This window comes from Streptomyces hypolithicus (assembly GCF_052934925.1).
This window is the reverse complement of record NZ_CM128811.1, coordinates 1,177,967-1,204,937: the sequence shown is the minus strand read 5'-3', so window position 1 is coordinate 1,204,937 and position 26,971 is coordinate 1,177,967. Positions and strand designations below refer to the sequence as shown.

18 protein-coding genes are annotated in these 26,971 nt (G+C 69.2%); 4 read left to right on the top strand and 14 right to left on the bottom strand.

From position 1 onward, the window contains the following. Positions 1–53: 53 nt before the first annotated feature. From ACU6WZ_RS05475 to istA, 9 genes are all read right to left on the bottom strand, one after another. Positions 54–1,340, bottom strand: coding sequence for a cytochrome P450 (locus ACU6WZ_RS05475; protein ID WP_447031985.1), 1,287 nt, complete (start codon positions 1,338–1,340; stop codon positions 54–56). Then, positions 1,337–2,014: a GTP-binding protein gene (locus tag ACU6WZ_RS05470; RefSeq protein ID WP_447031984.1), complete on the bottom strand. Its 678-nt coding sequence runs from the start codon at positions 2,012–2,014 to the stop codon at positions 1,337–1,339. Before ACU6WZ_RS05470 ends, ACU6WZ_RS05475 begins: the two co-directional genes overlap by 4 nt. Next, entirely contained in the window at positions 1,995–2,354 is a 360-nt protein-coding gene (locus ACU6WZ_RS05465; protein WP_447031983.1) for a DUF742 domain-containing protein, read from the bottom strand. Before ACU6WZ_RS05465 ends, ACU6WZ_RS05470 begins: the two co-directional genes overlap by 20 nt. Beyond that, entirely contained in the window at positions 2,351–2,770 is a 420-nt protein-coding gene (locus tag ACU6WZ_RS05460; protein ID WP_447033873.1) for a roadblock/LC7 domain-containing protein, read from the bottom strand. The genes ACU6WZ_RS05465 and ACU6WZ_RS05460 overlap by 4 nt, the downstream gene beginning before the upstream one ends. A 134-nt stretch (positions 2,771–2,904) precedes the next feature. Beyond that, positions 2,905–4,713 (bottom strand): ATP-binding protein, encoded by a 1,809-nt coding sequence (locus tag ACU6WZ_RS05455; protein WP_447031982.1) that lies wholly within the window; start codon positions 4,711–4,713, stop codon positions 2,905–2,907. A gap of 371 nt (positions 4,714–5,084) precedes the next feature. Then, positions 5,085–5,228, bottom strand: a complete 144-nt coding sequence (locus ACU6WZ_RS05450) for an SUKH-4 family immunity protein (protein ID WP_447031980.1) — start codon at positions 5,226–5,228, stop codon at positions 5,085–5,087. 77 nt (positions 5,229–5,305) lie between these two features. Then, positions 5,306–6,787 (bottom strand): ATP-binding protein, encoded by a 1,482-nt coding sequence (locus tag ACU6WZ_RS05445; RefSeq protein ID WP_447031979.1) that lies wholly within the window; start codon positions 6,785–6,787, stop codon positions 5,306–5,308. Between the two features lie 31 nt (positions 6,788–6,818). Continuing rightward, complete coding sequence (gene istB / locus ACU6WZ_RS05440; RefSeq protein WP_447028588.1) at positions 6,819–7,595, bottom strand: IS21-like element helper ATPase IstB; 777 nt, start codon at positions 7,593–7,595, stop codon at positions 6,819–6,821. Continuing rightward, positions 7,595–9,184, bottom strand: coding sequence for an IS21 family transposase (istA, locus tag ACU6WZ_RS05435; RefSeq protein ID WP_447033763.1), 1,590 nt, complete (start codon positions 9,182–9,184; stop codon positions 7,595–7,597). The genes istB and istA overlap by 1 nt, the downstream gene beginning before the upstream one ends. A gap of 470 nt (positions 9,185–9,654) precedes the next feature. Here istA and ACU6WZ_RS05430 point away from each other — a divergent pair, with 470 nt between their 5' ends. Further along, positions 9,655–10,155 (top strand): DUF1203 domain-containing protein, encoded by a 501-nt coding sequence (locus ACU6WZ_RS05430; RefSeq protein ID WP_447031978.1) that lies wholly within the window; start codon positions 9,655–9,657, stop codon positions 10,153–10,155. 333 nt (positions 10,156–10,488) lie between these two features. On the opposite strand, the gene ACU6WZ_RS05425 is transcribed toward ACU6WZ_RS05430, so the two are convergent. The 5 genes from ACU6WZ_RS05425 to eccCa all read right to left on the bottom strand — a co-directional run bounded on the left by ACU6WZ_RS05425 (position 10,489) and on the right by eccCa (position 21,938). Further along, entirely contained in the window at positions 10,489–10,815 is a 327-nt protein-coding gene (locus ACU6WZ_RS05425; RefSeq protein WP_447031977.1) for an SUKH-4 family immunity protein, read from the bottom strand. A gap of 34 nt (positions 10,816–10,849) precedes the next feature. Further along, complete coding sequence (locus ACU6WZ_RS05420; RefSeq protein WP_447031976.1) at positions 10,850–11,701, bottom strand: immunity 49 family protein; 852 nt, start codon at positions 11,699–11,701, stop codon at positions 10,850–10,852. Next, positions 11,682–17,111, bottom strand: a complete 5,430-nt coding sequence (locus ACU6WZ_RS05415) for a toxin glutamine deamidase domain-containing protein (protein WP_447033871.1) — start codon at positions 17,109–17,111, stop codon at positions 11,682–11,684. Before ACU6WZ_RS05415 ends, ACU6WZ_RS05420 begins: the two co-directional genes overlap by 20 nt. 357 nt (positions 17,112–17,468) lie before the next feature. Then, on the bottom strand, positions 17,469–17,840 hold the full coding sequence (locus ACU6WZ_RS05410) for a hypothetical protein (RefSeq protein ID WP_447031974.1): 372 nt from the start codon (positions 17,838–17,840) through the stop codon (positions 17,469–17,471). A 153-nt stretch (positions 17,841–17,993) separates the two neighbouring features. Then, entirely contained in the window at positions 17,994–21,938 is a 3,945-nt protein-coding gene (gene eccCa / locus ACU6WZ_RS05405) for a type VII secretion protein EccCa (protein WP_447031973.1), read from the bottom strand. Between the two features lie 252 nt (positions 21,939–22,190). On the opposite strand from eccCa, the gene eccD reads away from it, so the two are divergent. From eccD to ACU6WZ_RS05390, 3 genes are all read left to right on the top strand, one after another. Further along, positions 22,191–23,648 (top strand): type VII secretion integral membrane protein EccD, encoded by a 1,458-nt coding sequence (gene eccD, locus ACU6WZ_RS05400; RefSeq protein WP_447031972.1) that lies wholly within the window; start codon positions 22,191–22,193, stop codon positions 23,646–23,648. A 194-nt stretch (positions 23,649–23,842) separates the two neighbouring features. Next, a complete protein-coding gene (locus tag ACU6WZ_RS05395; protein ID WP_447031971.1) occupies positions 23,843–24,751 on the top strand; it encodes a serine/threonine-protein kinase in 909 nt (302 codons plus the stop codon). A gap of 6 nt (positions 24,752–24,757) precedes the next feature. Beyond that, entirely contained in the window at positions 24,758–26,962 is a 2,205-nt protein-coding gene (locus ACU6WZ_RS05390) for a serine/threonine-protein kinase (RefSeq protein WP_447031970.1), read from the top strand. The last annotated feature ends 9 nt before the right edge of the window (positions 26,963–26,971 follow it).

The following is a 26,971-nucleotide window of genomic DNA, read 5'->3' as shown; positions in this document are numbered from 1 at the left end:
CCGCCAGCTAGGCCCACCAGTACGCCCGCCAGCTACGCCCGTACGTACGCCCCTCAGTGCGTGACCGGCGTGAACCGCACCGGCAGCGCAGTCAGCCCGCGCATCCAGATGGACGGCCGCCACGTCAGCTCTTCCGGCTCGACGGCCAGCACCATGTCCGGCAGCCGTTCCAGCAGCGTCTCGACCGCGGTACGGGCGACGACGTCGGCCAGCAGCGGCGCCGGGTACGGGCAACGGTGCTCGCCGTTGCTGAACGACAGGTGCGCCGAATTCTCCGCGCCGACCTGGGAGTCGGGCCAGATCTGCGGATCCGTGTTGGCCGCCGCGAGCCCCAGCACCAGACAGTCGCCCGCCCGGATCTGGCGCCCGCCGAGCTGGATGTCGCGGGTGGCCCACCGGCCGATGAAGTTCTGCGTCGGGGTGTCGAGCCACAGCACCTCGTTGAGCGCCTGGCCCACACTGAGCCGGCCGCCGGAGACGTTCAGCGCGAACCGCTCGTCGGTGAGCAGCAGCCGGATGGTGTTGCAGATCCAGTTGGCGGTCGGCTGCTGCGCGGCCGCGATCACCGAGATCAGGTCCTGGATGACCTCCTCGTCCGTGAGCCCCGCGGGGTGGGCCAGCATCCGCGATGTGACGTCGGCGGCCGGACGCTCACGCTTCTCCTTGATCAGACGGCTCATCCGTTCGCCGACACGTACGTACGCGGCGACCGGGTCGTCGCCCTCGTGGGCGTCCAGGGAGATTCGCAGGTCCTCGATGAGCTCCTCCGTGTCGGTGGTGCCCGAGGGCATCCCGCACATGTGGACCGCCGCGCGCATCGCCACGGAATGTGTGTACGCCGTCATGAGTTCCGCGTGCCCGCTGCCGGCGAACGTACTGATCAGCTGATCCGCGATGTGCGCGCATTCGCGGGCGAGTTCGAACTGGTCGATGGACTCCAGGGCTTCGGTGATCACACCGGCCCGCCGGCGGTGCTCGGCGCCCTCCGTGAACAGCACCGAAGGCTGGTAGCCCACGAAGGGCATCAGCGGCCAGTCGGCCGGGATGTTGTCCCACTGGTTCCAGCGCCGGGAGTCCCGCGCGAACAGTTCGTCGTTGTTGGTGACGTAGGTGAGTTCGGAGTAGCCGAGGACCAGCCACGCCGGGATCCCGCCGTCGAGCAGGACGGGCGCGATCGCGCCGTGCTGTCTGCGCAGGGTGCGGTAGAGCTCCGACGGTGTCTGCTGGTACTCCAGACCGCTCAGCGGTACGGCGCCGGCGTGTGCGGGGCAGCCGGGCGGGGGCCCGGACTGCTCGCCCGGCGGCCGGGACGGTTCTGTTGCGTGGCTTACGTCGCTCATGGCGTCAGCTCCCGTGCCCGGGCCAGCTCGTGAAGGTGCTTCACGAGGGTGATCAGTACATCCTTGCCCGACGATCTGACCCGCGCGTCGCAGTCGATCAGCGGTACGTGCTCGGGCAGCGTCAGCGCCTGACGGATCTCGTCGAGGGAGAACCGGGCCCCGTCGTCGTCGAACCGGTTCACTGCCACGACGAAGGGCGTCCGGTGGTGCTCCAGCCGGTCGATGGCGTACCACGACTCGTCCATCCGGCGCGTGTCCACCAGTACGACCGCGCCGAGCGTGCCGGAGAAGAGCCGGTCCCACAGGAACCAGAACCGTTCCTGCCCGGGTGCGCCGAACAGATACAGCACGAGCTGTTCGTTGAGACTGATCCGCCCGAAGTCGAACGCCACGGTCGTTGTGGTCTTGCCCGCGACCGCGGAGGTCTCGTCCACCCCGACGCCGGCCTGCGTCATGACCTCCTCGGTGTTCAGTGGCCGGATCTCGCTGACCGACTGGACCAGCGTGGTCTTGCCCACCCCGAACCCGCCCACGATGACGATCTTGAGCCCGGTCTCGGCGGCGTCGCCGAGCGGCGTCCGGGAGTGTGGTGCAGGCGTGGGCTCAGACCGGGGCTCAGGCGTGGGCTCAGACCGGGGCTCAGACGTGGGCAGCTCAGAGATTGCGGAGCCCATGAAGCACCTCCGTGAGAAGAGCGGAATCGGGGAGGGCCGCGCGGGAGCGGGCCGCGCGCGGGTGACGGGCGGTGATCCGTCCCGTCGCGAGTAGGTCGTCCAGCAGAATCCGTACGACCGTGACCGGCAGCTTCAGCTCCGCCGCGATCTCGACCACCGCCGCCGGATGCCGGCACAGCTCCAGGATCCGTACGTGCTCCGACTGCATCCCCGGCGAGGGTTCGCACTCGCTGACGATCAGGGTGACCAGGTCGAAGGAACTGCCGTCGGCACGGCTGCGTCCGCCGGTGACCGTATAGAGCCGGTCGGGATCACCGGTGTCCACAGGCCGCCGTGTCACGACTGCGCGTTCTCATGGGGGAACCCGCGCGGCGCCGCCCGCAGATGGTCACCGATCTGCTCGACCAGTTCGCTCATCCGGTGCCCGACGACTCCGGGGTCGGCCCCGTCGTCCGCCACCACGGCGAGATGAGCGCCCTCGCCCGCCTCGACGATGAACAGCAGCCCACCGTGGAACTCGGTCATGGAATGCCGTACTCCGCCGGTGCCGTTGCCGAACTCCACGGAAGCGCCGTGCGCCAGCGCCTGAATGCCCGAGCAGATCGCGGCGAGCTGATCGGCCTGGTCCAGCGTCAGATGAGGGCTCCAGCAGAGCTTCAGCCCGTCCCGGGACAGCACCAGCGCGTGCCGGGTGCCGGGGGTACGGTCGAGGAGGCTCTCCAGGAGCCAGGTCAGGCTGTTGTCGGTGGTCTGCATGACGAGCCGGGCAAGGTCTGCGGTGAACCGGACACCTGCCCGTGCCTCCATTCCGGTGTCAAGAGCGGGGGAGCGTTGCAAGGGGGGAAGGGGACGCGCCCGGGCGGGACACGCCATGGTGGGTGCGCCGAGGCCTAGTCCGACCGCGGCGGCTGACCGGAATCGCCGGCTCCGCTGCGCCGGCCGCGGTGGAACGCGCCGAACTGGGTACCGGCGTCGCGGCCTGGGGTGGTCTCGGCGCCGGTGGCGGTCTCGATGGCGGTCTCGGTGGCTGTCGAATCGGCTGAATCGGCCGGTGCGGGGTGCGCGGCCGGACGCTGCGGGCGGTCGGTGTGCGCGGTGGCCATGGTGCGGCCCGGCGGGCGTACCGGCAGGCCGTTGGGAGTCGACTTCTGCGCGCCCGCGCCCGCGCCCGCCGGCTGTGCGGCGCGTGGGTCCTGCGGCGCCTGCGGGCTCTGCGGCTCCAGAGGCTCCTGTGGGCTCTGCGGCCCCAGAGGCTCCTGCGGCCCCTGAGACTCCGCCGGGAGGGCAGATGCAGCGGCCGGAGCCGCCGCGGAAGCACCCGGCAGGTACGCCGCCGGGCCCTGCACCGGGGCCGCCTGCTGAGCGATGAGCTGATGCGGGAAGAGCACCACGGCGCCCGTACCACCACGCGAGGACGGCCGGTAGCTGACACTGATGCCGTACTTCACCGCAAGGCGCCCCACCACCGCGAGGCCCAGCCTCGTACCCTGCAGCGCGGACAGGTCGGTCACCCGGCCGGACACCGACTCCGCGGCCCGGCGCATCGCGGCCTCGGCCATCTTCAGGCCGCTGTCCTCGATGGTGACGACGATCCCCGCGCTGGCCTCCTCGACGTAGACGTGCACTTCGTCGATGGGCGGCGAGAAGTTCGCCGCGTTGTCCATGAGTTCGGCCAGGAGATGCATGACACCCTCGGCCGCGAAGCCGGCGATGGCCACGTTGGTGGCGCAGTGCAGCCGGACCCGCTTGTACGCCGAGATCCGGCCGACCGCGCCCCGCAGGACGCTCTCCATGACGATGGGCTTGTTCCACGCACGACTGGCGCGGCCGCCCATCAGCAGGGCGAGGCGGTCGGTCATCAGGCCGAGCTGGGAGGTGCTGTGGTCGAGCTTCAGCAGATCGCCGAACACCTCTTCCCCGTGGCGTTCCTGCATGTCACGGAGGTCGGCCAGCATGCTGACCGACTTCGCCTGCACCCGGCTGAGGGCCTTGGCGCTGGCGGCCTGAGCGGCTGCCGCACGCCGTTCGCTCACGGCCAGCTCGCGCAGCGCGGTCTCGGTGATCGCCCGTAGCCGGTCATCGGCCGGCAACTCCGCCCCGGCCAGGACTCTTTCCGCAGACGCGCCGCCCCGCAGCTCCGCCACGGCGGCGGGCAGGGTGGCCGTGGACAGCAACACCAGATCGTCGTCGATCCGGGACAGCTCCTGAGCGGTCTGCCGGCCCGCGGCGCCGGCGGACGCCGCCTGCTTCTCGGCTTCGGCGACCGCGAAGGCGAACGTCTGGAGGAGCTGGCGATGTTGCGGATCGACCGGAGGCGCGACGCCCGCCAGCGTTTCGTTGACACCCGTTCCGTCACGCAGCCGCTTCGCCACGGACGGCAGGGAGACATGGACGAGATGCGCTCCCTCCGCGCTCTGTTGCTCCGACTGCTGCTGCAACTGGCGTACTTGCTCCGCATCGCGGTCCGACGCGTGACGCAGCCGCTGGAACACGCCCATCGAGACGATGATGGTGACGGCCAGACACACCCAGGCACCCGCGACCGACGCCTGTACCCAGCCGCGTGCCGAGGCGGGTGCCACGGCGGCCACCGCGCCACCGGCCGCTGCTGTTGCCACGAGTACGACCAGCGGGACGGAGAACGACGCACGCCCCGTGCTCGGTATTCGGCGTGGACGGCGCTTGGCAGACAAAGACATTCCGCGGTGGTCCCTCGCTGCTTGGTAAGGGGAAGTGAGCCGGCGGGCCCACTCCGGTCGCGTGACGCCGCGAGCACCCACCGCCTACATGGAAGGTGATTTTCCAGCGCCACGTGTGGCGTTCATGCTAGTCACGTATTCGAATCGGGGAATCGGGCAATCAGTGCAGTCCGCCCGGCCACGCAGTTCGTCGTGAAAAACAGACCTGGCCGCGTGGGCGTGCTACCGCGAACGAAATCCTGTGGCCGCGCGTTGAGCGCCACGTCGTCGATCTTACGTGCCCCGAGTTCGGGCCGGCGCGGCCGCAGCGATGCCTCGGAGCGTGCTGCACGGACCATCGCGGCGTCGATTTCCGGCCAAATCTTGACGCATCAGAACAGCCCGTGCCACATCTGCTCGACGATCAGCGACCACCAGGTGTCCGGGTTCGCCAGCGCCGACGCGTCGATGGCCGCCAGCTGCTCCTGCAGCGAGGCCACCGCCGCTCCGGCCGCCACCGGGTCCAGGCCCCGCATCTGCTGCCGGGCCGTGGCCAGGAGTGCGAGGGAGCGGGCGAAGGCGCCGGCCGCCGCTCCCCGGTCCCCGGGTCACGTCAGAAGCCGAGCCGGTGCACGGCGTCGGAGTACTCGGGCAGCCCGTCCTCGACGAACGCGGTCTCCAGGAGAGCGGCGCGCAGCGCGGCCGGTGCCTCGGTGCGGGTGAGCAGCGGGGCGATACGCAGGTACGTACGGGCCGGCGCGCCGAGTGCCTCGACCGGCACCGCCTCCAGGGCCGTACGCAGCGGCGCGGGCTCGGCGTACACGAAGAGCCCGGGGTCCGTGAGGAGTTGGGGGAGCAGCCCGGCTTCGAGCGTGTGCCCTGCGATGTGATCGCGTACGTACGGGTCGGCCTTGCTCCAGTCCTGCTCCGGCACCGCTTCGAGCAGAGCCATCGCGATCTGCGACTGGGCGGCGCGGAGGTTCGGGAGGCCGGCGCGGATCTCGTCGCCGATGGCGGGATGCACCAGGCCCAGCAGCGTACGCCCGCCATCGCCGGCTGCGTTCTTGGGGTCCTTGGGCTGCACGAACGGTCTTGCGAGCGCCATCCCGCTCGCGATCGCCGCGCTCATGTCCTGACCGGCGACGGCGCCGGCGAGCCTCGCCAGCATCTCCACAGGTAGCCCGCTCCCCTCGGCGAGAGCCAGCGGCGCGAGCACCAGCCGCAGGGTCTGCGGGTCGGCGCCGAGCCGGCGGGCGTGCAGGTCGAGGGCTTCGCCGATCGAAGTGGGCAGGTACCGCTCGTCAGCCGGGTCGAAGCCGTCGGGCGCCATGAGGATGCTGTGCACCGCCAGTTGTACGACGAGCGGACTGGTGCCGGCCCGGCGGGCGATGGCCGTGGCGAGCGCGTGGCGGGCCTCGGAGCCGACGGTGAACGGCAGCTCGGGCGCCCCGAACTGCGGACTCAGTGCCGCTTCCGCGTGCAGGACGAGCCCTTCGGGGTCCGCCCACTGCGGTTCGTCGAGATCGATGACCTGGACCGCGCCGGGCGGCAGACCCTCGGCCATCTCGGCGGCGAGCGGCCGCGGTACGTCCACGAGCAGCCGTACGGTCTCGACCGCGGCCAGCGGCTTGAGCACCTCCCGCACCAGCCGCGCGGGCTCCTCGGCGGCGCGCACCGGGCCGGCCAGGTCGACGTCCGGCACGACGACGGTCACCGGCTCGTCGAGGGCGGCCAGCTCTGCGTACACCTCGTCGGTACTGGTGGCGCTTAGCTCGTAATGATCGGCGAGCAGCCACAGCACCTGGGCGGCGGTCAGCCCCTCGCCTGCCGGCACGGCGGGGGCGGGCAGCTCGGGTGGCACGGTGGAGGGATCCATGCCGTCCAGCGGCAGGCGCTTGCGGAAGTCCGGGTCGCAGAGCATCAGAAACCCGGTGACCAGCCGCGAACGCCCGCTGCCGGACCTGCCGGTGAGCACAACGACGCGCGGCGCGCCCGGCCACTCCATCCGCCACGCGGCGAGCGCGCGCAGGGCTGCGGTGCGGCCGCCTATGTGGGGGTTGTGGACGATCACGTAATTCCCCGGGCTCAGCGTCACGTAATTCCCCAGGTCCTGGCCTCGTCCATGTCTACTTGATCGAGGGCTTGTTTGTCTTGTCGGTGACGCCTGCGCGGGGCCGCTTGTTGGGGCGGTAGCTGGGACCGTTCATGATCACCTGATGGCTGGTGTTGATGAGCCGGTCCAGGAGGGACTCGGCGACGACGGGGTTGGGGAAGAGCGGATACCAGTCGCTCGGCGCCCTGTTGCTGGTCAGGATCAGCGACCGGCCCTGCCGCTCGGAGACCAGCTCGTAGAGGTCGTCGGCCTGGGCCGCGGTCAGCTGGCGCATCGCGAAGTCGTCCAGGATGAGCACGTCGGGCCGTACCAGTTCGCGCAGTCGGCGGTCCCAGGTGCGGTCCGCGTGGCCGCCGGCCAGGTCGGCCAGAACCCGGCTGGTCTTGGCGAAGCGGACGTTGGCGCCCTGGCGGATCGCCATATGTCCGAGTGCCTGGGCGACGTGTGTCTTCCCAACGCCGACCGGCCCGAACAAAATTACGGACTCGCCGGTGTGCAGCCAGCGCAGTGCCGCAAGGTCGCGGACCTGGGCCGCGGGTATCTTCGGGGAGGCCGCGAAGTCGAACTCCTCCAAGGTGACCTGCTGCTCGAACTTCGCCCGGGTCAGGCGCCGTTGGAAGGCGACGGTCTCCCGGCGGGTGATCTCGTCCTGGCAGAGGATCTGGAGGAACTCCAGGTGGCCGAGCTCGCCGCCGTGGGCCTGCGAGAGGCGGGCGTCGAGAGTTTCCAGCATGCCCGAGAGCTTCAGCGCGCGAAGCGCGTCCCGCAGGGCGGTGTCCATGATGCTCATCACGCCACTCCTTCTTCGTGACGGTGGTCATCACGGTCGTCGTTCGTCATGTCGGGGGGTGTCGCGGTCGCGAAGAGCCGCTGAGGTCCGTGCAGGAAGGCGGCGGCTCCGCCATCGCCGGAGGATTCGGGGGCCGGCTCGGTCTCGGTGCCGGCGACGAGGATGCCCTTGATCGTGCGATAGGACGGGTCGCCGACCAGGGTCGCCTTGGCGCAGGCGGCCTCCAGCCTGCCCTCGCCGTACTTCTTGCGCAGGCCGAGGATCCCCTGGGCGGCGCGGAGCCGATAGAGCGCGTTGACCTCCAGCAGCCCATCGACCACCTCGCGGCAGGCCGTGCCGACCTGCGCGGACTGGGTCCGGCACCAGGTCGGGGTCCGCATGTGGAAAGCGATCTTCTCCGGCGGGTAGTCGCTGGCATGGGTGCGCTTGCCCTGCTCAAGTGCCCCGTGGGTCTTGACCAGTTCGCCGTCGTGGAAGACCTGCACGAAGGTCGCGGTCGAGCGGACGTCGACCCGCTTGCCCATCAGTTTCCACGGCACCGAGTAGAGGGTGCGGCCGGCCTTGATGTGAATGTCCGGGCCGACGGTGGCCGTCGACCACTTCGCGAGCACGAACGGGGTCTTCGGCAGCGGCAGCAGCGTGGACGCCTCGACGGCCTCGAAAACCGAGGCCGGGGCGGCCCCGCCCAGCGGGCGGCACTGCCGCTGACCGGCGACTTCGGTGCACCACCGGATGGCCTCGGCCTGCATCTGCTCGAGCGAGAAGAACTCCCGGCCCCGCCACCAGGAATCACGTATATAGGGCATAGGGCGCTCGACGCGCGGTTTATCTTTTGGCTTCAGAGCGCGGGCTGGATCTACCAACGCACCGTAATGGGCCGCGAGTTCGGCATACGCTTTGTTGATTTTAGGGTCGTAGAGGTCGGGCTTGTCCACCCCGGTCTTCAGGTTGTCGGGCACCAGCCGCTGCGGGACGCCGCCGAAGAATCTGAAGGCTTCGACGTGGGATTCGGTCCAGGAGTGCTGGTCCAGGTGGATCACCGGGCGGACGAACATGTGCCGCGAGCACGGCAGCACCATCACGAACGCCCAGATCCGGTGCCGCTTCCCGCTCCGCGGGTTGATCCACTGGCCAAGGAAGCCGTAGTCGATCTGAGCCTCCAGCCCCGGCTCGATCTCGTCGCGCAGGACCGTGACCTGAGAGCGACGGGTCTCCTCGGGCAGCGTCGCCGATATCCACCGCCGAAGCGACGACACCGAAACCACCAACTCGTTCTCGTCCCGCAGCCGTTGGTGGATCGTGGCGACGGTCACCGTCCCCAGCAGGCTCTTGATGTAATCACGGTGCTTGTCGATCTCGGGCCAGGTCACCTGCCGCAACCGGGCATCGGCGAGCTCGGGGAACCAGCCCTTGATCAGAGAGGCCCAGTCCTCCGCGGCCATCGCCGCCCCGCCCGGGGCCATCCCGGCGGCCTCCGCCGGGGCCAGGTACTTCCTGATCGTCTTGCGGTCCAGTCCCAGCGACGCGGCCAGCTCGCTCTTGGAGCGGCCCGCGTACCAGTGGACATAGATCTCGGTCACATCGACCACGTTGAACGTTCTCCTTGCCATCGTGCGCTTCCCTCGACCTCGAACCACTGATCGAGGAAGCGTCCGTCATCTCGACGGCCAGGACCACTACCCGCTGCGTCCGTCGTCCCCATGGGGAATTACGTGACCGCGGGGGTGGGGAATTACGTGACGCGGAACCCGCCTCACCTGGGGAATTTCGTGATCGCTCACAGGGGTGCGGCGCGTAGCCGTCGCTCGAGCCGGTCATGGGTCCCCGTCCTCCGCCTCTACGGACACGTGTGCGTACCCCGCCGATCTTATGGTCGGGGGCCGGGCGGGTCAGGTGGGGGTAGGGCCGGTGAAGGCAGGATGGGACAAGGCCGCACGGGCCCAGGCTGATCTCACCCTCACCCGAACCCGTTCGGCTCTCTGCACCTCACGGGCTGGCCCGTCAGGGCAATGTCCGATTTCCGCCAGCACAGAGATGAGTAACTGCTGATGCTGGAGTCATGATCACGACTCATGAGGCCCGTGCCATCGATCCGGCCGCACTGAAGCAGCTACGCGAGCGGGACGACGCCGGTCTCACCCGGCAGCCCGTCACCGACCCGCAGGGCGGTGCCCCGCTGCGCTGCTGCCTGCGCCACAGTGAGGCCGGTGAACAGATCGTCCTTGTCTCATACGCGCCATTGCGCCGCTGGGCAGCCCAGACTGGCGCTGAACCCGGCCCGTACGACGAGTGCGGCCCCGTTTTCATCCACGCCGAGGAGTGCGGCGGGCAGACCTCCGGCCCCGGCTATCCGGCCGAGTTGCACGGCGCTCGTCGGGTACTGCGCGCCTACAACGCCCAGGGCCACATCCTTGGTGGCACGCTGATCGAGATCCCCGGGGAACGGGCTGCTGAGGTGGACAGTGCACTGCGAGACGTCTTCGCCGACCCGGCGGTGGCACTGGTGCACGTTCGTGCGGTGGAGTTCGGCTGCTTCATGGTCGAGGTCCACCGCGAGTAGACAGCCCAGTGGACAACAGCGAATCACGCTCATGGCGTCAACTGCGAACATCGCCGTAAGCCCGAGCCCCCTGCCTCACCCTTCGCGGTGCCAGGACGCGGATCGTCCTGTGCGGTCTGATCGTCGTCGGCGTTGCCGTCGTTCTGATCGTGGCCGGTGTTCTGCGGAGCATCGGTCTCGCCCGCCCCGTCGCCAGATAGCAGTGCCTCTCGAACCAGGCTCTGTCCTTCGGATCCTTCGAATTGGCACGCGAGGGCATCGCCAGATCGCGCTGCCGACGGCCTTCCGGGTCGTCGCCGGCCGGTCGTCTGGTTGTCTGCCGTCCGGGGACGGCTAGGCGTCGCGTTCGAGGTTCTTGCGGTAGAGGGCGATGGCTGTCTCTGTGGGGTAGTTGGGGACGGTTACGGATTCGCCGGTCTCCTTCGAGACCACGATCTTGGCGCCGCCCGGTGGGGAGGGTTGCGGTTGTCCCGCTGCGTCGGTGGTGGGCGGGAAGGCGGCGTACACGAGGTAGCCGATGTCGAACTCGTGGACGTTCAGCTCGGCGGGGGTGCCGTCGGGGAGTTTGGGCTGGGCGTAGCGGCTGCGGACGATGGCGATGGCCTCGTCAGGCGTGGTGGGCGGACCTTGGGGTGCTGGGGTGGGGGTGTCCGGCGTCATGGGCTTCCTCTCTGGTGCTCGGTCGGCGCATCGGTTACGTGGGGAATTCGTTTACCCAGCCGCCGTCGAGCAGGAACTTGGGTAGATATTCGGACTCGACGGTGAGGGTGAACCCGGCCTGAACGGCGAGGCAGGACACGGCCAACGGGCCCAGAGCAACCAGGCCCTCGGCTTCCAGTTCGCGGTCCTCGTTGCGAGTCCAGTACTCCTTGTGCCACTCCAGGGCCTTGGCCAACTCGGCGTTGAACTTGTCCTGGTCTCCGCGTGCCAGCTGGGTCAGGAGGTTCATCGGGGGATACATGATCTGCAGGACCCCGTCGCGCGGCGCATGCCGCAGCATCTCGGGGTCAGTCCCCTCCACCGCGGCCACCAGCTTGTCGCCGAACCCCGGACGCTTGAGCCAATAGGCCTGCAGCGCCTCCACCCAGTCGTAGATATACGCATCGAAAACCCCGTCGGCTTCCCGCATCCGCGAGGCCGGGAACCGGCACAGCTCGGCCATCCGCTTCTTCTCACGGCACACGCAGGCGAGCCAGAAGGCGCTGAGCCAGTTGCCTGCGTGGGCCCGCGGGAGGGCACCCGCGCGGATGGGTCGCATCTTGTGATCAATACGGCACTCGATGCTGTTGCTCGTGGCCTGGGCCGACGCGAACAGGGCTGACCCCACCTGCATGGCAGTGACACAGGCCTCCCACGTCTCAAGCTTGTCGCCCTCCGGGTCCACGGCGCAACGCAGGCCGAGGATCTGGATAGCGGAAGCCAGAGCATTTGAGAACCACGAGGGTTCGCCCTGCAGGAACTCAACCGTGCGCCAGAAGTCCTCTCCGTCAGATGCCAGGACCGACGCGACATTGCGCGTCGGGAAATCATGTCGCGGAATCTGCATCGTTTTCCTTCTCTTCTTCCGTTCTGATGTCGAACTGTTTCATCTCGTAGCCCTGGTGCTGTCCCCCGGAAGGGTTTCCCTTAACGAGGATGTACTTGATCCGCGACGGCTTCGCATTCAGGGCTTCTCTGAGGTCGCGTGCCAGTTGCCGCTCTGCCTTGGCTGCTGCTGCTTCCTCATCGGTCTTGGCCCTGATTTCATCCCGGCGTGCGCGACTCTCCATCTCATGCAGGATCGTCTCAAAGTAAGCGCGAGTGCCCTGCCGGACCTTCGGCACACCAGGACGCGGCTCATCCTGGTCGGCCTGGTCCTCGTTCTGCTCTCCGTCGCCTTGCTCCTGGTTAGGATCGCTTGGCGAAGCGGTCCGGTCGGAGCCTTCCTCCGACGCGAGCCCCCGCCGGTCGCCGAGATCGGCTTTCAGCGAGCCCTTGGCCTCCACGACGACGAACTCGGGTGGGTCGGTGCTCGGATCCATCCAGATCTGGTCGAACCGGTTGTTACCCATGGCCCGATCGTCGACGCGGTCGTAGCTCTCGAACTGCCTAGGCATCACGTGGAACTCGGCGACCGCCTCGCCGTAGTCCTCACTGGCCCGCGTCATCTTTCCATGCAGGGGGCTGTGCTTCGCGTCTGCGTCCTCGAACTGCTTCTTGTTCTCGGGGGTCTTGTTCGCTTCGTAGGCGTCCTTGGCTGCCCGGCGGTCCTTATGCGGCTGATTGTCAGCATCGATTGCGTCTTGGCGGGCCTTTGCGGCCTTGTCGAGCCGCTCCAGGTTCTCCCTGGAGATCTCTGTGTTCCGCTTACCTGTATCCGCGCCCTCGTCGATGTACGACTCCGGATCGGCGTCCGGTGCGTCGTTGGCCAGCATCCAGGGAGTGTTGGGATCGTTCGTGGGATGCAGCTGGGGGACGGGACGGCCGTCCTCGGCGGGGGCCTTCACGCTCCGGCGGTGGCCGCTGTTCGGGTGGTAGTACTTCTCGAACCAGGCTTTGTCCTTCGGATCCTTCGAATTGGCGCGCGCGAGCATGTCCAGATCACGCTGCCGACGGCTTGCCTGGTCGTTGGCGTCAGGGGTACTACCTGCGGGCTCTGCAGGACCGGAGGGGCGCTCGGGGCTCGTCGGCCGGGAGGCCTGCGCCGGATTCTCGGATGCAATGTCGCCGTACAGCGGTTTCTTCCCGTTGACGGCGTCCTTGATGTAGTTGGCCGCATCGGCGTTCCTGCCGTCCGGCAGACGCTCGCGCGTGGGGACCGCGGAGTCCTCGTTCATGTTGCTCGGACGGTTGCGAGAGGCGTCGGCCGGCGAGTGGTCCGGGTCATCGGGCCGGTTCTTGTCCGGGGCCTCTGGCTGTGGCTCATGGCGGTGGTCCGGGCGTGTCTGGTCTGGGCGTGCCTCGTCCGCTCGCGGCGGCGTGTTCGGCCGTCGGCCGTCGGGCCGCTCGCTGGTCTCCGGCTTCTGCGTGGGGTTGTCCCGACGCGGTTCGGCCGTACGCGGGTCCGTGGTACGCGGGTCGGTGGTGCGGGGGTCCGCAGTCTGCTGGTGCGGAATGGACGTACGCGGATCCGAGGGCGTAGTGGTCTGCTGGGGCGTGTCCCGGTTGGGCGTGGGGTCGCTCGGAGCGTCGCGTGCCGGGCTGGTGCCCGGGGTGTCCGTCGCAGTCCGGGTGGGCGTCGACTCGTTGTCCGGCGTGGTCTTGTCGGTGCCGTCGGGGGTGGTGTGGGTGGGCTGGTGCTGGTGCTCCGGGGGTGAGTCGGCGCGGGTCGGGCTCTCCGCGGTCGGAGCGGGCGGCTGGGACTCCGTTTCGGGCGTCCCACCCTGCTCGTCGGGGCGAGTCGGGGTGTCCGGGCGTGACTGCTGGTCCCCGGTGTCGGGGGTCTCGGCCGGGGACGGGCGGTTCTGCTCGTTGGCCGACTCCGGTGTCTCCGACTGCCGCGGTTGCGTCGAGTTGGCGTCGTCCGGGGTTGTCTGCCGCCCGTCAGGTGTGCTGGGAGGCGGCGGTGTCTGGCCGTCCCCGTTTTCGGCCTTGCTGTTCGCCGGGTCCGGATCCGCGCTAGGACCCGGGTCCGTGCTCGGTTCGGCCGGGGACGGCTGAGACGTGTTCGAGGTGTTGGCGACGTCCGGTGTCGTGGCGTCCGCTGTGGTGGGCAATTCGGTGCTCGGGTTGTTGCTGTGGGTCTGCTGCTTCGGGGTGTCGCCCGAGGCGTCGTTCTGCGTGTTGTTGTCCGGCTGTCCGTTGCTGTCGGAGTTCTCCGCGTTCTCGGAGTTTTCAGTCAGAGACTCGTCGCTCTGATCCTGGGAGTCGCCGGTGTCCGTCTCCGCCGGGTGGATCGGGTTTCCGTCCGCGTCCAGAGGGATGTGCCAGACACGTGCCGCGCTGTCGATGTGGAGTGGGTCGTGGCTTACCTCTCCGCTCTGGGTGTCGATCCAGATGATGTTGCCGTGGTGGTTGACGGCGTTGAAGGCGTGGCCGCCGCCGCCCGGCCAGTCGACCTGGACGATGGCCGCCGAACCGTGCCCCGCCTGGTGAAGGTCCCACGCGATACGCAGCGGAGTATCGGGGTCGTCGCCGGTGCCGGCGTAGGTGTGGGGGGCGCCTGTCCAACGGATCTGGTTCTCGTTCGCGTTGCTCTCGGGGGACCAGGGGTCGGGGTTCCCGTTCTCGTCGGTGTCGAGGGTGCGCGGCGCGGAGACCTGCGGGTTGCCGTACCAGGTCTCCAGGAAGGAGCGGGAGCAGTCCGCGCAGTTGTTACTGCGGCCGGGTACCTGGTTGCCGCCGTCGTTTTGGAGCTGGCTCCAGGTGCCGAACGGGTCGGGGTGGCGCTGGGGGGTGCCGTCGGGGTTCTGCGGCACCGCGTCCGCCAGCAGTTGCTGGTCCTGGGGGTCGGGCGCGGTCAGCCCGCCTGGGTAGTGGTCCAGGTCGTTGCGGATGTCATCGAGGCTGTCCGTCTGCGGCTGCGGCTTGTCGGGGGCGCCCGGGTCGGCCTGGGGCGAGCCCGGCGCCTGCGGGTGGGGCGTGCTCGGGGTGGGCGCGGGAGAGGGAGACGGGGCCGCCGAGTGGATCGGGACCGGCGTCACCAGCGGTTGATCGGGTTTGTTCGATGTGCCCGACGGAGTGCCCGAGTCAATGCTGTTGCCACTGGGCTGCTGCGGAACGTTGGGCGTACTGCCCGACGGCTGATGCGGCCTCGCGGGAGCGGTGCCCGGCGCGGGCTGCGACGCGTGTGGGGTGTTCCCGGCCGGTGGCGTTCCTGGCCTGTCCGGCGTACGCGCGGGCGTGCCGGAGTCGCTCGTTTGAGGCGAGGGCGAGGGCGAGGGTGACGGGGAAGGCGTCGGAGTACCGACGGGTTGCGGCGTGCCTCTGCGCGGAGCCGGCTGCTGCCTGGGGTCCTGGGCGGGTGTGGACGAGTGCGGGTTCTGGCCAGTGCTGTTGGGGGTGCGGCTGTCCGCCGTGCTCGGGGTGCTGGAGGCCGGGCCGGGGGTCCGAGAGCTCGGTGTGTTCTGGTTCGGTGTGTTCTGGTTCGGGGTACGCCCGTCACTCGTGCCGGGGGTGCTCTGGTTCGTTCCCGGGTTGCGGCTGGCGGTGGGGTTGGGTGTGCCGTGGTTCGGGTTGGAGCTGTGCGCCGGAGGCGTGCTTGTGCCCGGGGTGCGGCTGTCCGGCGAAGGGTTGGCGGTGATCCGGGGCGGGGTGGCCGACGTGGGGTTGGGGGTGGAGGCGGGGCTGGTTGCACCGGGGGACGGGGCGCCCGTGGGCTGCGGGGTGCTCCTCGGTGGGGTGGAGTTGGCACCGGGGTTCGGGCTGGTGGGGCTGGTGCCGACGGGGGAGTTGCCGGGAGTGTTCGTGCCTGTACGGGCACTCGCCGCACCGTCGGCTGTGGAGGGGGGTGTGGGCGAGGTCGGCGTGGGGGAGTTGCCGTCTGTGCGCGGGGCGGCGGACGAGGAATCGGCCGTGGTGGGGGTGGGTGCGGCGTTGGACTGAGTGGGGATGCTGGCGGCGAGGCTGTCGATCGAGGTGCTGATGCCTCCGCCGCTGTTGGTGGAGGGCGATGTGCCGCCGGGTGCGGTCGCGGGTCCGGTCTGTGGGGTCGGTGAGGTGAGGCCGCCAGGTGAGGAGGAGTTGGTGCGACCATCGCTGTTACTGGGGCTGGTGGTGTTGCCGGTGTCCGGTGCGGGCGACGGTGTGCTGCTGGGGGCGGGGTCGTCGAAGTCCGACAGGGTTGGCCTGGGGGGTGTGTTTGAGGAGGAAGGATTCTGCTGCCCGTTGTCTGGGGTGTCGGCGGCCGGGTCGGGGGTGTTCTGGCTGGAATCCGGGGTGGGGCGGGGGCCCACTTCGGGTGTGCTGGTCGGGGCGTCGCCGATGTCGGCGGATATCCCCCCTCCGATGTTTGTATTGGTGCCGGCCCGCGAAGTCGTCGGAGGATCGGACCGGGAGGAGTCCGAGGAGTTCGACGACGAGTTCGAGGAATTCGAGTCCGGGGTGGAAGAAGCGGAGCTTGAGCCGTTCGGCGAGCTGCTCCCGGACGAAGAGGAGTTGGATGCCGGGCCGGCATCGGATCCGGATCCTGAGCTGGACCTCGAGTCTCCGTTACTGCCGCTACCTTCTCCGGTGCCGGTGCCGGTGCCGGTGCCGGTGCCGTTCCCGTTGCCTGCGTTGGGGCCGCTGTAGTTGTCGATGCTGTTGTTGATGGAGTCGTGGAAGCTGTTGCCGGCTTTTCTGCCGAGTCCGTCGCGGAGGCCTTCGGCGAGGGTTTGTGGGGTTTGCTTGATGGCGTCCCAGCCACCCTGGGCGCCTGCTGAGACGGTTTTGCTGAGGTCGAAGCCTTCCTGGGTGCCGAAGCCGACGTTGATGGACTGGCGGACCAGGTCGGTGACCATGGCCTGGACCGCTGAGACCGCTGGTTCCTTCATCGCCTCGATGATGGCTTCCATCAGGGCGTCTTTGAGTGCGTCGAGGATGCGTCGTATGGCGACACGGGTCAGCTGGGTGGCGGCCATCCCGCCGATGGACGCGAGTCCGAAGGTGACGACGGATGCGGCAGCGGCGGCCGCGATAGAGATGGCCAGCGCGATGAGCTGGACGATGACCGCGTACTTCGCGAATTCCACCAGATACGCGGCGGCTTCGAAGGTGTTCGCGATGATGTAGGCGGCTTCCGAGGCGTTGGCGAGGTAGCCGTCCGAGCCGCCGTCGGAGAACTTCTTGTAGTGCGTGGTGAACTTCTCGATGGACTCACCCGCGTTGTGCGCGGCCACCGTCCGGGCGCTGGTGTCGGCCCGTACGCGCAGCTTCTGGGCGTCGTCGCCGAACTTCCGCCACAGTGCGGCAGAGTCTCTGAGCAGGTCCTCGTTGGCGGTCGGCCACCTGTAGCCGAGCATTTCGAGGACCCACTCGAGCTCGTCCGGCAACATCATCGCCACAGCGCCACACCCCCGTTAGGCCACCGCCGCACCACGTCCCCAACGGCCGGGGAATCACACACAGTACAGCCGTGCCCAGAGCCTACTCACCATGTCCGGCTCAACTCGATGGGGTCCCTGTCACAACCCCGCTGCAGGACGAACTCGTCTCACGACCCTCGAACCACATCCCGGCCCAGAGCAGCCACTACCGCAACGGGATCCGGTGGCGGTGCGTACCGGGGCCATCAAGTCGCCCCGCGCGGGAGCGGCTGCCTCCGAGCGCAGTCGCCCGCGCGGGAGCGGCTGCCTCCGGGCGTTGGCGTCTCCGGCACAGCTTGCGGCGCTCCTTTTCAGAGAACTGCCGCAGCCTCACACCGACTTGAAGTTCCGCACGTCCGCGCCCGCCCCGCCCTCGTGCTGCGCCGTCAGCGCCGCGTACTTCGCGTCTTCCTCCGCCTCGCGCTTCTCGTGCCGCACGCCCATCGCGGTGAACTTCATGCCCATGCCCGCGAGACGCTTGGCGAGGCTGGGCATCGAGTCCTTCATGCCGTCGCGCAGACCTTCGTAGACGACGCCGAAGTGCTCGCCCATCTCGTCATCGCCCCACGGCGGCGTCTTGCCCGACGCCTTCTCGATGCCGTTCAGTCCCTCGAACAGAGCCTTTGCCGCCAGGGCGAAGTCCTGGCCCACCTCGAACATGTGGAAGCCCTCACCCTTGAGGATCGACGCATCGGCCCTCATCGTGTCGTCCCCCGCCACAACTGCCCCCGGTGACTAGTCCATTGCTGTCGCCACGCCAGCCTAGCGCCCACCCCCGACAACACGTGAGGGGCGGCGCCCCATCAGGCGTCGCCCCTCACGTGTTCGTACAGCCGCAGAGAGCTGGAGTCGGGATCAGAACCTGGGCGGCAGCCACCCCGTCTGAATCATCTGCCCACTGCGTCGCCGCGTGTGGAACAGCCCACGCCCGGCCGGCAGCTGCTGCGCGGTGATGCTGCCCAGCAGCGCGCCCTCCGACCGGTCGCCCGAGAGCACAAGGCCCTGCGCGCCGAGCTCGCGCAGTCGCTGCATCACCGGCTCGTACAGCGACCGGCTGGCGCCGCCGGACGCCCGCGCGATGATGATGCGCAGGCCCACGTCACGCGCGAACGGCAGGTACTCCAGCAGCGGTTGCAGCGGGTTCATGCCGGTCGCCACCAGGTCGTAGTCGTCGATGATGACGAAGGCGTCCGGGCTGTTGTACCAGCTGCGGTTGCGCAGCTGTTCCGGTGTGACGTCCGGCCCCGGCATACGACGGCTCAGCGAACCGGCGAGGCCCTCCAGGGTCTCCGTCAGCGCGGGTGCCGAAGCGCAGTAGCGCGACAGATGCGACTCCGGTACGCCCTCCAGGTGCGCGCGCCGGTAGTCGCCCATGACGATCTTCGCCTGGTCCGGCGTGTACCGCTCCGTGATCTGCTTGATGAGCAGCCGCAGCACCGCCGACTTACCCGACTCGCTCTCACCGAACACGATGAAGTGCGGGTCCGCCTCGAAGTCCAGGAAGACCGGCGCGAGCGCCGACTCGTCGATGCCGAAGGCCACACCGCGCTCCGGGTGCTCGAAGCCCTTGGGCAGCCGGTCCGCCTCCATGATCCTGGGCAGCAGGCGCACCGTCGGGGCGGGGGGGCCCTGCCAGTTCTCGTTGACGCCCCGGATGAGTACGCCCGTCGCGTCCGCCAGGTCGTCCGTCTCCGAGGAGCCGTCGACGCGCGGCAGCGCCGTCATGAAGTGCAGCTTGTCCGGGCTGAGACCCCGGCCGGGGACCGACGCGGGCACGTTCTGCGCCACCTTGCGGTCGATCTCCGACTCCGTCGGGTCGCCGAGCCGCAGCTCGATGCGGTTCTGCAGCATGTCCTTGAGCGCGGGCCGCACCTCGGTGTACCGGCTGGCGGTGAGGATCACGTGCACGCCGAAGCCGAGACCGCGCATCGCCATGTCGGTGATGGCCGCTTCGAGCATCTCGTAGTCGGTCTTGAACGTCGCCCAGCCGTCGATGACCAGGAACACGTCACCCCAGGGCTGGTCGGGCAGCAGCCCCGCCGCCCTGCGCTGGCGGTACGTCTGGATCGAGTCGACGTTGTTCGCGCGGAAGTACTCCTCGCGGCCGTTGAGGATCCCCTCGACCTCGCTGACCGTACGGCGTACCTTCTCCGCGTCCAGTCGGTTGGCGACCCCGCCGACGTGCGCCAGGTCCTCCATCGCGATCAGGCTGCCACCGCCGAAGTCCAGGCAGTAGAACTGCACTTCGCTCGGCGTGTGCGTGAAGGCGAACGACGAGATGAGCGTACGCAGCAGAGTGGACTTGCCGGACTGCGGGCCGCCCACGAACAGACCGTGGCCAGCCCCGCCCGCGAAGTCCCGGTACAGCACATCACGCCGCTGCTCGAACGGCTTGTCCACCAGACCGACCGGCACATTGAGCCGCCCCAGCGCCGTGTACTCCGGCGCGGTCAGGCCGCGCTCCGGGGTGACGGCCAGCGCAGGCAGCAGCTGCTCCAGCGAGGGCGCCTCCTCCAGCGGCGGCAGCCACACCTGGTGGGCGGGCGGGCCCTGGTTGACCATCCGGCCGACGATGACGTCGAGAACGGTGTCGGCCAGCGCGTCGTCCACCCGGTTGTCCGCCTCGGGCTCCTCGACCACCGGCTGCGGCGGCAGCGCCACCTGCCCCGCTGTGAACAGCGCCGGGCGCAGCTGGGTGGAGCGGTGCACGCGGGACGGCCCCTCGCCGTGGTACGCCCCCGACACGTACGCCGCCTTGAACCGGACCATGGTGTCGGTGTCGTACCGCAGATAGCCGGAGCCGGGAATGGACGGCAGGTGGTACGCGTCCGGCACGCCGATCGCCGTACGCGACTCCGCGGCCGAGAAGGTCCGCAGACCGATCCGGTACGAGAGATAGGTGTCAAGACCGCGCAGCTTCCCCTCCTCCAGGCGCTGCGAGGCGAGGAGCAGATGCACACCCAGCGACCGGCCGATGCGGCCGATCTGGATGAACATGTCGATGAAGTCGGGCTTGGCGGTGAGCAGTTCGGAGAACTCGTCGAGCACGATCACCAGCGAGGCCATCGGCTCCAGAGCGGCGCCCGCCGCCCGCGCCTTCTCGTAGTCGTGCAGGTTCGCGTAGTTGCCGGCCGTACGCAGCAGCTCCTGACGGCGCTGCATTTCACCCATGATCGAGTCACGCATACGGTCGACGAGCGTCAGGTCGTCCGCCAGGTTGGTGATGACGGCCGCGGTGTGCGGCATGTCCGCCATGCCGGCGAAGGTCGCGCCGCCCTTGAAGTCCGCGAGGATGAAGTTCAGGGTCTCCGACGAGTGCGTCACCGCGAGGCCGAGTACGAGCGTACGCAGCACCTCGGACTTGCCGGAACCGGTGGCGCCGACGCACAGGCCGTGCGGGCCCATGCCCTCCTGCGACGCCTCCTTGAGGTCGAGCATCACCGGCTCGCCGGCCTCGCCGACACCGATCGGCACCCGCAGCCGCTCATGCAGCGTGCGCGGCCGCCAGGTGCGCGTGACGTCGATGTTGCCGGCGTCGCCGATGCCCATGAGGTCCGTGAAGTCCAGGTTGGACAGCAGGGGCTCGCCCTCCTCGGTGGTGCCGACCCGGTAGGCGGCGAGCTGGCGCGCCAGCGACTCGGCCTGCGCCAGGTTCAGCACGTCGGGCTTGCCGCTGTACGCCGACTCGTGGCCGACGAAGAGCTGCAGACGGTTCGGCTTCAGATGCGCCGTCAGGCCGCCCCGCAGCTCGTCCTCGAGCTCACCGGGAGCGATCTCCAGGAACGTCACACCCTGCAGCCCCTCCGAACCCGCGAGCCCGGAGTCCGGCGGTACGGTCCCGCCGTCGAGCACGACGACCAGATGCGGCTGGTCGTAGACCGGCGTCGCGTCCCGGTTCCAGCGGGCCCGGTCCGCCAGCTGGTCCTCCAGCGCCTCCTCCAGCTCACCGAGATCGTCGAAGAGGAGCCGGGCCGTGCCCGCGCCGTCCTTCGACTTCATGTGCTGGCTGTGCGGCAGCCACTTGATCCAGTCCCAGTCGGCGGCGGCCGCGGGATGCGCGACGACCGCGATCAGCAGATCCTCGGGGGAGTGCAGCGTGGCCAACTGGGCAATGGAGGCACGGGCGTTGTCGTAGACCGTGTCACTGTCTCCGGACAGCGCCACATGGTAGAAAGCGCGCAACGACACCGAGACCGGCAGATCGGCCAGGCTTCCGTGCGCGTCGAGAAACGCCTTCATGGCCGCCGCGGTCAGCGGTTCCAGCTCCTCCTTGGGCGCGGTCTCCGGCGCCACCAGCGGAGTGCTCAACTGCTGGGTCCCGAGCCCCATCCGTACGGACGCGAAATCGGCGTCGCTCGGACGCCGCTCCCACAGCCGCTTGCCGTCGGCCGCCAGCGCCCACAGCTGGTCCGGGTCCGGATGCTGGAAGAGCTGGGTGCGCCGCTGAAGATCCGCGGTCTTGTGTACGTCCTTGCGCACCTGCTCCAGATAGCGGAAGTAGTCGCGCCGGTCCTGGGCCATCCCCGCGCCGCCACCCTGCCGGGACTTGGCGAACTGGGCGATGCCCATCGCCAGCGTCGAGGCGAGCATCAGCCCGCCGACCACCCTCATGTAGGAGGGCAGGTTCGGCATGAAGAAGAAGCCGACGGAACCCAGCATGCCGAACATCGGCAGCAGGTTCATCAGCATGCCGTCGTCGCCCTCCCGAGGAATCTCGGGCGGTGTCTCCAGCTTGACCTCGCCGTCCGGGACAGCAGGCGGCTGGACCCGCGGCTGCCGTTTGATGATGACGACGCTCACCGATGCACTCATCCTTCGCGATTGATACGTCTTTGCACCGACGCCCCCGTGTGCGCGACGGGAACTCGTCCGCGTAGCCGCTGATCCTACTGTTACGCACCGGCGCACAAGGAGGCCGGTGGGTGGAGATGCAGGGGGAGTAAGGGGATGAATGGGGGAGGGGCCCTGCGGCCCCGGGGGCGAACGATAAAGTGACGGACCGCGTCGTACGAGCGGCGTGAACCAGCCTTATCCAGCAGGGGGAACTACCAGGTGAGCACGGGTACATCGACGGGTTTCTGCCGGGTCACCGTCGCAGCGCCGGACAGCCGTATCGATGTGGCGCTGCCGGAGGACCTGCCGATCCAGGACATCTATCCGGAGATCATCAGGCTCTCCGGCATGGCCCAGTCGGAGCACGGCCTCGCCGGCTACCACCTCGTGCGCCGCGACGGCCATGTGCTCGACGCCAGCCGCTCGTTGCTCGAGCACCGCGTGCGGGACGGCGAGGTGCTGCTGCTGCGCACGTTCGCCGATTCGCTGCCGCCGGCCGTCCATGACGACGTGGTCGACGCGGTCGCCACCGCCGTCAAGCAGGACCTGCGCGGCTGGAACGACAACCTGATGCGGGTCGCCGGCCTGGTGTCCGGCGTACTGCTGCTGACGATGCTCGGCTTCGTGTTCTGGTTCGCGGACCCGCTCCGCCACGACATGCACGGCCTCCAGGGCATCGTCGCCGGTGTGGTCGCGCTCGCGCTGACCGCGCTCGCGGGCGTACGCGGCCGGGTGTACGACGACCGGGCCTCCGCCGTCGCCCTGGGCATCGCCGCGCTGCCGCACGCACTGATCGCGGGCTCCGGCGTCATCGCGCAGGACGCGGGAGAAGGCCCCGGCCGGCTCCAGTTCCTCGTCGGCTGCGTCGCCGTGCTCCTCTTCTCCGTCGTGCTGATCATGTTGCTGCCGCAGGGCGACGCCCCGTTCGTCGCCGCCGCGCTCGCGGCCGCGATCGGCACCCTGGCGGCGTTCGGCGGCGTACTCACCGAAGCGCAGCCGCGTGAGATCGCCGCCGTCACCTCCGTCGTCGCCCTGGCCGTCGTCGGATTCCTGCCGGGCTGGTCGGCCCGCTTCGCCAAACTGCCGATCGGCTTCCGCAACCCCGAGGACCTGGCCAGGGCCCGCCGCGAGGGCCAGGAGGGCAGCCTGGAGGCCGTCGACGTACAGCGCATCGTCGCCCAGACCAGCCGCGGCCACGAGCTGCTCCTCGGCCTGGTCGGCGGCTGCGCCGTGGTCATCCTCGGCGCCGGCGGCGCTGTCCTCGGCTTCAGCGACAACGGCTGGGCCCAGCTGATGGCCCTGGTCATCAGCCTCGCCGCGATGCTGCGGGCACGACTGTTCCGCTACACCGCCCAGGTCACCTGCCTGCTGGTGGCCGGTGTCCTGACGACCGGCCTGCTGATCCTCGGCCTCGCGATCTCACCCCCGCTCGAAATGATCATGGATCTGGCGCAGGGCAACTCAGCGGGCGTCGACGTACGCACCCTGTGGCTCGGCGCCTCGGTCGCCGTCGGCGCGCTCATCCTGATCGCGATCGCCCTGATCGTCCCGCAGAAGGGCCTGTCCCCCTTCTGGGGCCGCATGCTGGACCTGTCGGATTCCCTGGTCCTGCTCTCCCTGATCCCGATCTGCCTGGCCGTCCTCGACGTGTACGCCAAGGTCCGCGGCGGCGTCTGACGGGGTCCGGACGCATCACGGAGAGCACAGCAGCCTCTCTGTTGGATCCCCTCGTCACGCTCATCCGAGACTGACGAGGGGATGCGTACGTCGAGGGGCAGGCCCAGGGCGCACCGACGCGCGCCGCGTTCTGCGTCCGAACCATCCGCTGAGGGGGCGTAGCCCGCTCAGCGTCATCCGAGGGGGACGCACGTATGGAACGCCTGCGCCAGGACGATCCACCACAGATCGGGCCGTACATCACCCTGGCTCGACTCGACGCGGAGAGCGCGGCCCTGTCGGTCGCGGAGCGTCGCTACATCGCGCGCAGCGCCGACGGGGACCGCACGGTCGTGGCTTGCGTCCCGCACATCGGCACGGATCCGACCCGGTGGTCGGTCGAGGCGGAGACCGCCCGCCGCCTCTCCGTCCCTGGGTTTCTGACTGTCACGGAGGTCGGCGGCCCGGCGGAATTCCCCTGGTACACCACTGCGTACACTCCCGGGCTCCCGCTGCCCGCTGCTTTGGAATCCCACGGCGGTCCGCTTCCGGAGTCCTGCGTACGTTCCCTGGGTGTGGCCCTGGCCGCATCGCTGGCAGCAGCCCACGCGGGGGGTGTGACGCATGCGGGGACATCCCCGTCCGCCGTGCTGCTGACAGCCGAAGGCCCCCGTCTGGCTTCCTTCGGCGCGGCGCGTTCCGCAGCCCCGGACGGCCAGAAGCGAGCCGGGCTACCGGAGCTTGATCCCGGCAGCCTCGCACCTGAGCAGGTCCATGGCGGGCGGCCTCGCCCGCTCGGTGACACATACGCCCTCGGGGCGGTGCTCTCGTACGCAAGCACTGGTCACACAGCCCCGGAACGCGAAGAACTCCCCGCTTCCATAAGCGACTTGATCGCCTCATGCCTGGCCCGTGACCCGGCGGCGCGCCCGCAGGCACACGAGGTCGTCACATCCCTGACGTCCTCCACAGGCAGGGTGACGCCCGCGGCTCCGCAGGCCACCGTCCTGGACACTGGCGCCGTGGTCTGCTGGCCCGCCAGGGTGGTCGCGGCTCTTGCCCGTCAGTCGGCGGACATCCTCGCGGCCGAGCCTCCCACCCTCGCCCCTACAGCTCTGGACTGACGGCCGATGCTCCTGCCTCTCACCCACGACGACCCACACCAGCTCGGGGCCTACCGCCTCATGGCCCGCCTGGGCAGCGGTGGCATGGGCACCGTCTATCTCGCCCGCTCGGCATCCGGACGTACCGCCGCCCTCAAGACGATGCACGCACGCATCGCCTCGGATCCCACCTTCCGCACCAGATTCCGGCTCGAAGTGGACGCGGCCCGCGTGATCGGTGGTGTCCACGGTGCGCAGGTCTTCGACGCGGATCCGCTGGCGGAAACGCCCTGGATGGCAACGGCGTACATCCTGGGCCCGGCCCTGGACGACGCGGTCGTGCTTGCCAGCGGCCTTCCCGAGCCGGCGGTACGGGCCGTGGGGGCCGCGCTGTGCCAGGCGCTGGGTCAGCTCCACGCCTCAGAAGTGGTGCACCGCGACCTCAAGCCGTCCAACATCATGCTGACCGCTGACGGCCCCAAACTCATCGACTTCGGCATCGCTCGCGCCCTCGGCGACGACCGTCTCACCCGCGTCGGTGCGGCGGCGGGTACCCCCGCCTTCATGTCCCCGGAACAAGCGACGGGCCAGGAACACACCTCGGCCGGTGACGTATTCGCTCTGGCTGGTGTCCTGGTCCATGCGGCGACGGGCCGTGGCCCATTCGGTTCCGGTCAGCCGGCGGACCTGATGTTCCGCGTGCGCTATGCGGACCCCGATCTGGCAGGGCTCTCGGATTCCTTGGCCGCTGTGCTGACCGGCTGCCTCAGCAAGGACCCGGCGGACCGTCCCACAACATCGCAACTCATGGCCCAACTGTCCTTTAGCACAAGCGACTTCGCGGAACATCTCCCCGCTGCTCTGCTCGTCGAGATTACCCGTCGATCGGCGGAGGTCTGGCGCGTCCATCCGCACCGGCTCCTTCCTGCGGACACGCTGCCGGAGTCGCCAGAAGCAGTCACATCCCCCTCCGTCTCCCGCCGCAAGCTGCTCACGGTCGGCGCAGGCTCAGTCCTCGGACTGGGTGCCGCCGGCGCGGGAGCCTGGGTGTGGACCGGAGGACGGAGCACGAGTGACAGGGGAAAAGCCGCGCAGCCAGGCGGGGCGAGTACGAGCAACCCACCGCCGAAAAACAGGGACTGGCGGTGGCGGCTTCCGATCACCCCGTCGAAATCCGCCATTGCACCGCTGGTTCCTGTCAGCCTCGACGGGCGCATCGCACTGTCGGACCACAAGGGCGTACGCATCATCGACACCAAGCGCGGCGCGGTTGAGGCTTCCCACTTCAGTAAGGCTCCCTCGCACCAGTGCGTGTCGGACGGGCAGCGGGTGTACACCAATGAGCTCCCACCGGAGGGGGACGGACCCCTGACCATCAAGTCGTTCGGCATCGGCATCGCACCCCCTCCCGTCGCCAGGTTCCAGGACTTCAACGGAAGGCTGCCGGCGAACCAGCTGCTGTGCGCCGAGTTCGGCATCTTGTACATCGCCGCAGGACAGGGGAAGCCTTCAGGGGAAGGGATCGGCTTCGGGAGCGGTCAGTCCTGGTATCTCCTGGCCATTGACTCCGCCACGGGCGACATTGTCTGGCGCCGGCCGCTGCCGCGGCGGCCGGACACCTCGCAGCGGCTGCACTTCCTCGCCTCGCACATCGTGAACCAGCATCTGGTCCTGCTGCAGGAGACCTCGGACGGTCAGGTCAGGCTCTCAGTGAGGGACTCCGGTACGGGGAAGGTCCGCTGGGAGCAGCCGCTGGCAGGCGCCGAGCCCGAAGACGTTCGGGGCCGGCTGGCCGTGGATTTCGTCTCTGTCTATCCGCCTGCGGGAGCGCTCCGGGCGCTGAGTCTGAAGGACGGTACAGAGATGTGGAACGCGGGAGACCGGCGATCCGGCCGCACCGGCCCCCCAACGGTCACGCCCGACGCCGTGTACGCCGTCGAGGAACGACTCGGCGTCGTGGCCCTCGAGCCTTTCTCCGGAGAGCTGCTGTGGGAGGAAAAGGGTGGCAAGGGCGCAGACGCCGACCTCGCCACCGCGCCCATGGCCGGTACCCGACACGTCTACAGCAAGAGCCCGGGACGGCTTCGCATCATCGACGCCAGAACGGGAAAAGCCGGCCCTTCGTACAAGACCTCTGAGACCCGCTTCTTCGCCAATGAGTCGGCCATGGACGATGCCGGCCGGATCATCGCCGTGGGCGAGGACTACGTCGCCGGCTACTCCCTTGACTGAAGCCACAGA

What these genes read in the sequence shown, in the direction of transcription:
- ACU6WZ_RS05395 (WP_447031971.1), top strand. Translation starts at nt 23,843, where the DNA reads ATGGAACGCCTGCGCCAGGACGATCCACCACAGATCGGGCCGTACATC.
- ACU6WZ_RS05470 (WP_447031984.1), bottom strand. Translation starts at nt 2,014, where the DNA reads ATGGGCTCCGCAATCTCTGAGCTGCCCACGTCTGAGCCCCGGTCTGAG.
- ACU6WZ_RS05410 (WP_447031974.1), bottom strand. Translation starts at nt 17,840, where the DNA reads ATGAGGGCCGATGCGTCGATCCTCAAGGGTGAGGGCTTCCACATGTTC.
- ACU6WZ_RS05415 (WP_447033871.1), bottom strand. Translation starts at nt 17,111, where the DNA reads ATGATGTTGCCGGACGAGCTCGAGTGGGTCCTCGAAATGCTCGGCTAC.
- ACU6WZ_RS05450 (WP_447031980.1), bottom strand. Translation starts at nt 5,228, where the DNA reads ATGCGGGGCCTGGACCCGGTGGCGGCCGGAGCGGCGGTGGCCTCGCTG.
- ACU6WZ_RS05390 (WP_447031970.1), top strand. Translation starts at nt 24,758, where the DNA reads ATGCTCCTGCCTCTCACCCACGACGACCCACACCAGCTCGGGGCCTAC.
- ACU6WZ_RS05430 (WP_447031978.1), top strand. Translation starts at nt 9,655, where the DNA reads ATGATCACGACTCATGAGGCCCGTGCCATCGATCCGGCCGCACTGAAG.
- ACU6WZ_RS05455 (WP_447031982.1), bottom strand. Translation starts at nt 4,713, where the DNA reads ATGTCTTTGTCTGCCAAGCGCCGTCCACGCCGAATACCGAGCACGGGG.
- ACU6WZ_RS05425 (WP_447031977.1), bottom strand. Translation starts at nt 10,815, where the DNA reads ATGACGCCGGACACCCCCACCCCAGCACCCCAAGGTCCGCCCACCACG.
- ACU6WZ_RS05420 (WP_447031976.1), bottom strand. Translation starts at nt 11,701, where the DNA reads ATGCAGATTCCGCGACATGATTTCCCGACGCGCAATGTCGCGTCGGTC.
- istB (WP_447028588.1), bottom strand. Translation starts at nt 7,595, where the DNA reads ATGAGCATCATGGACACCGCCCTGCGGGACGCGCTTCGCGCGCTGAAG.
- ACU6WZ_RS05460 (WP_447033873.1), bottom strand. Translation starts at nt 2,770, where the DNA reads ATGCAGACCACCGACAACAGCCTGACCTGGCTCCTGGAGAGCCTCCTC.
- ACU6WZ_RS05475 (WP_447031985.1), bottom strand. Translation starts at nt 1,340, where the DNA reads ATGAGCGACGTAAGCCACGCAACAGAACCGTCCCGGCCGCCGGGCGAG.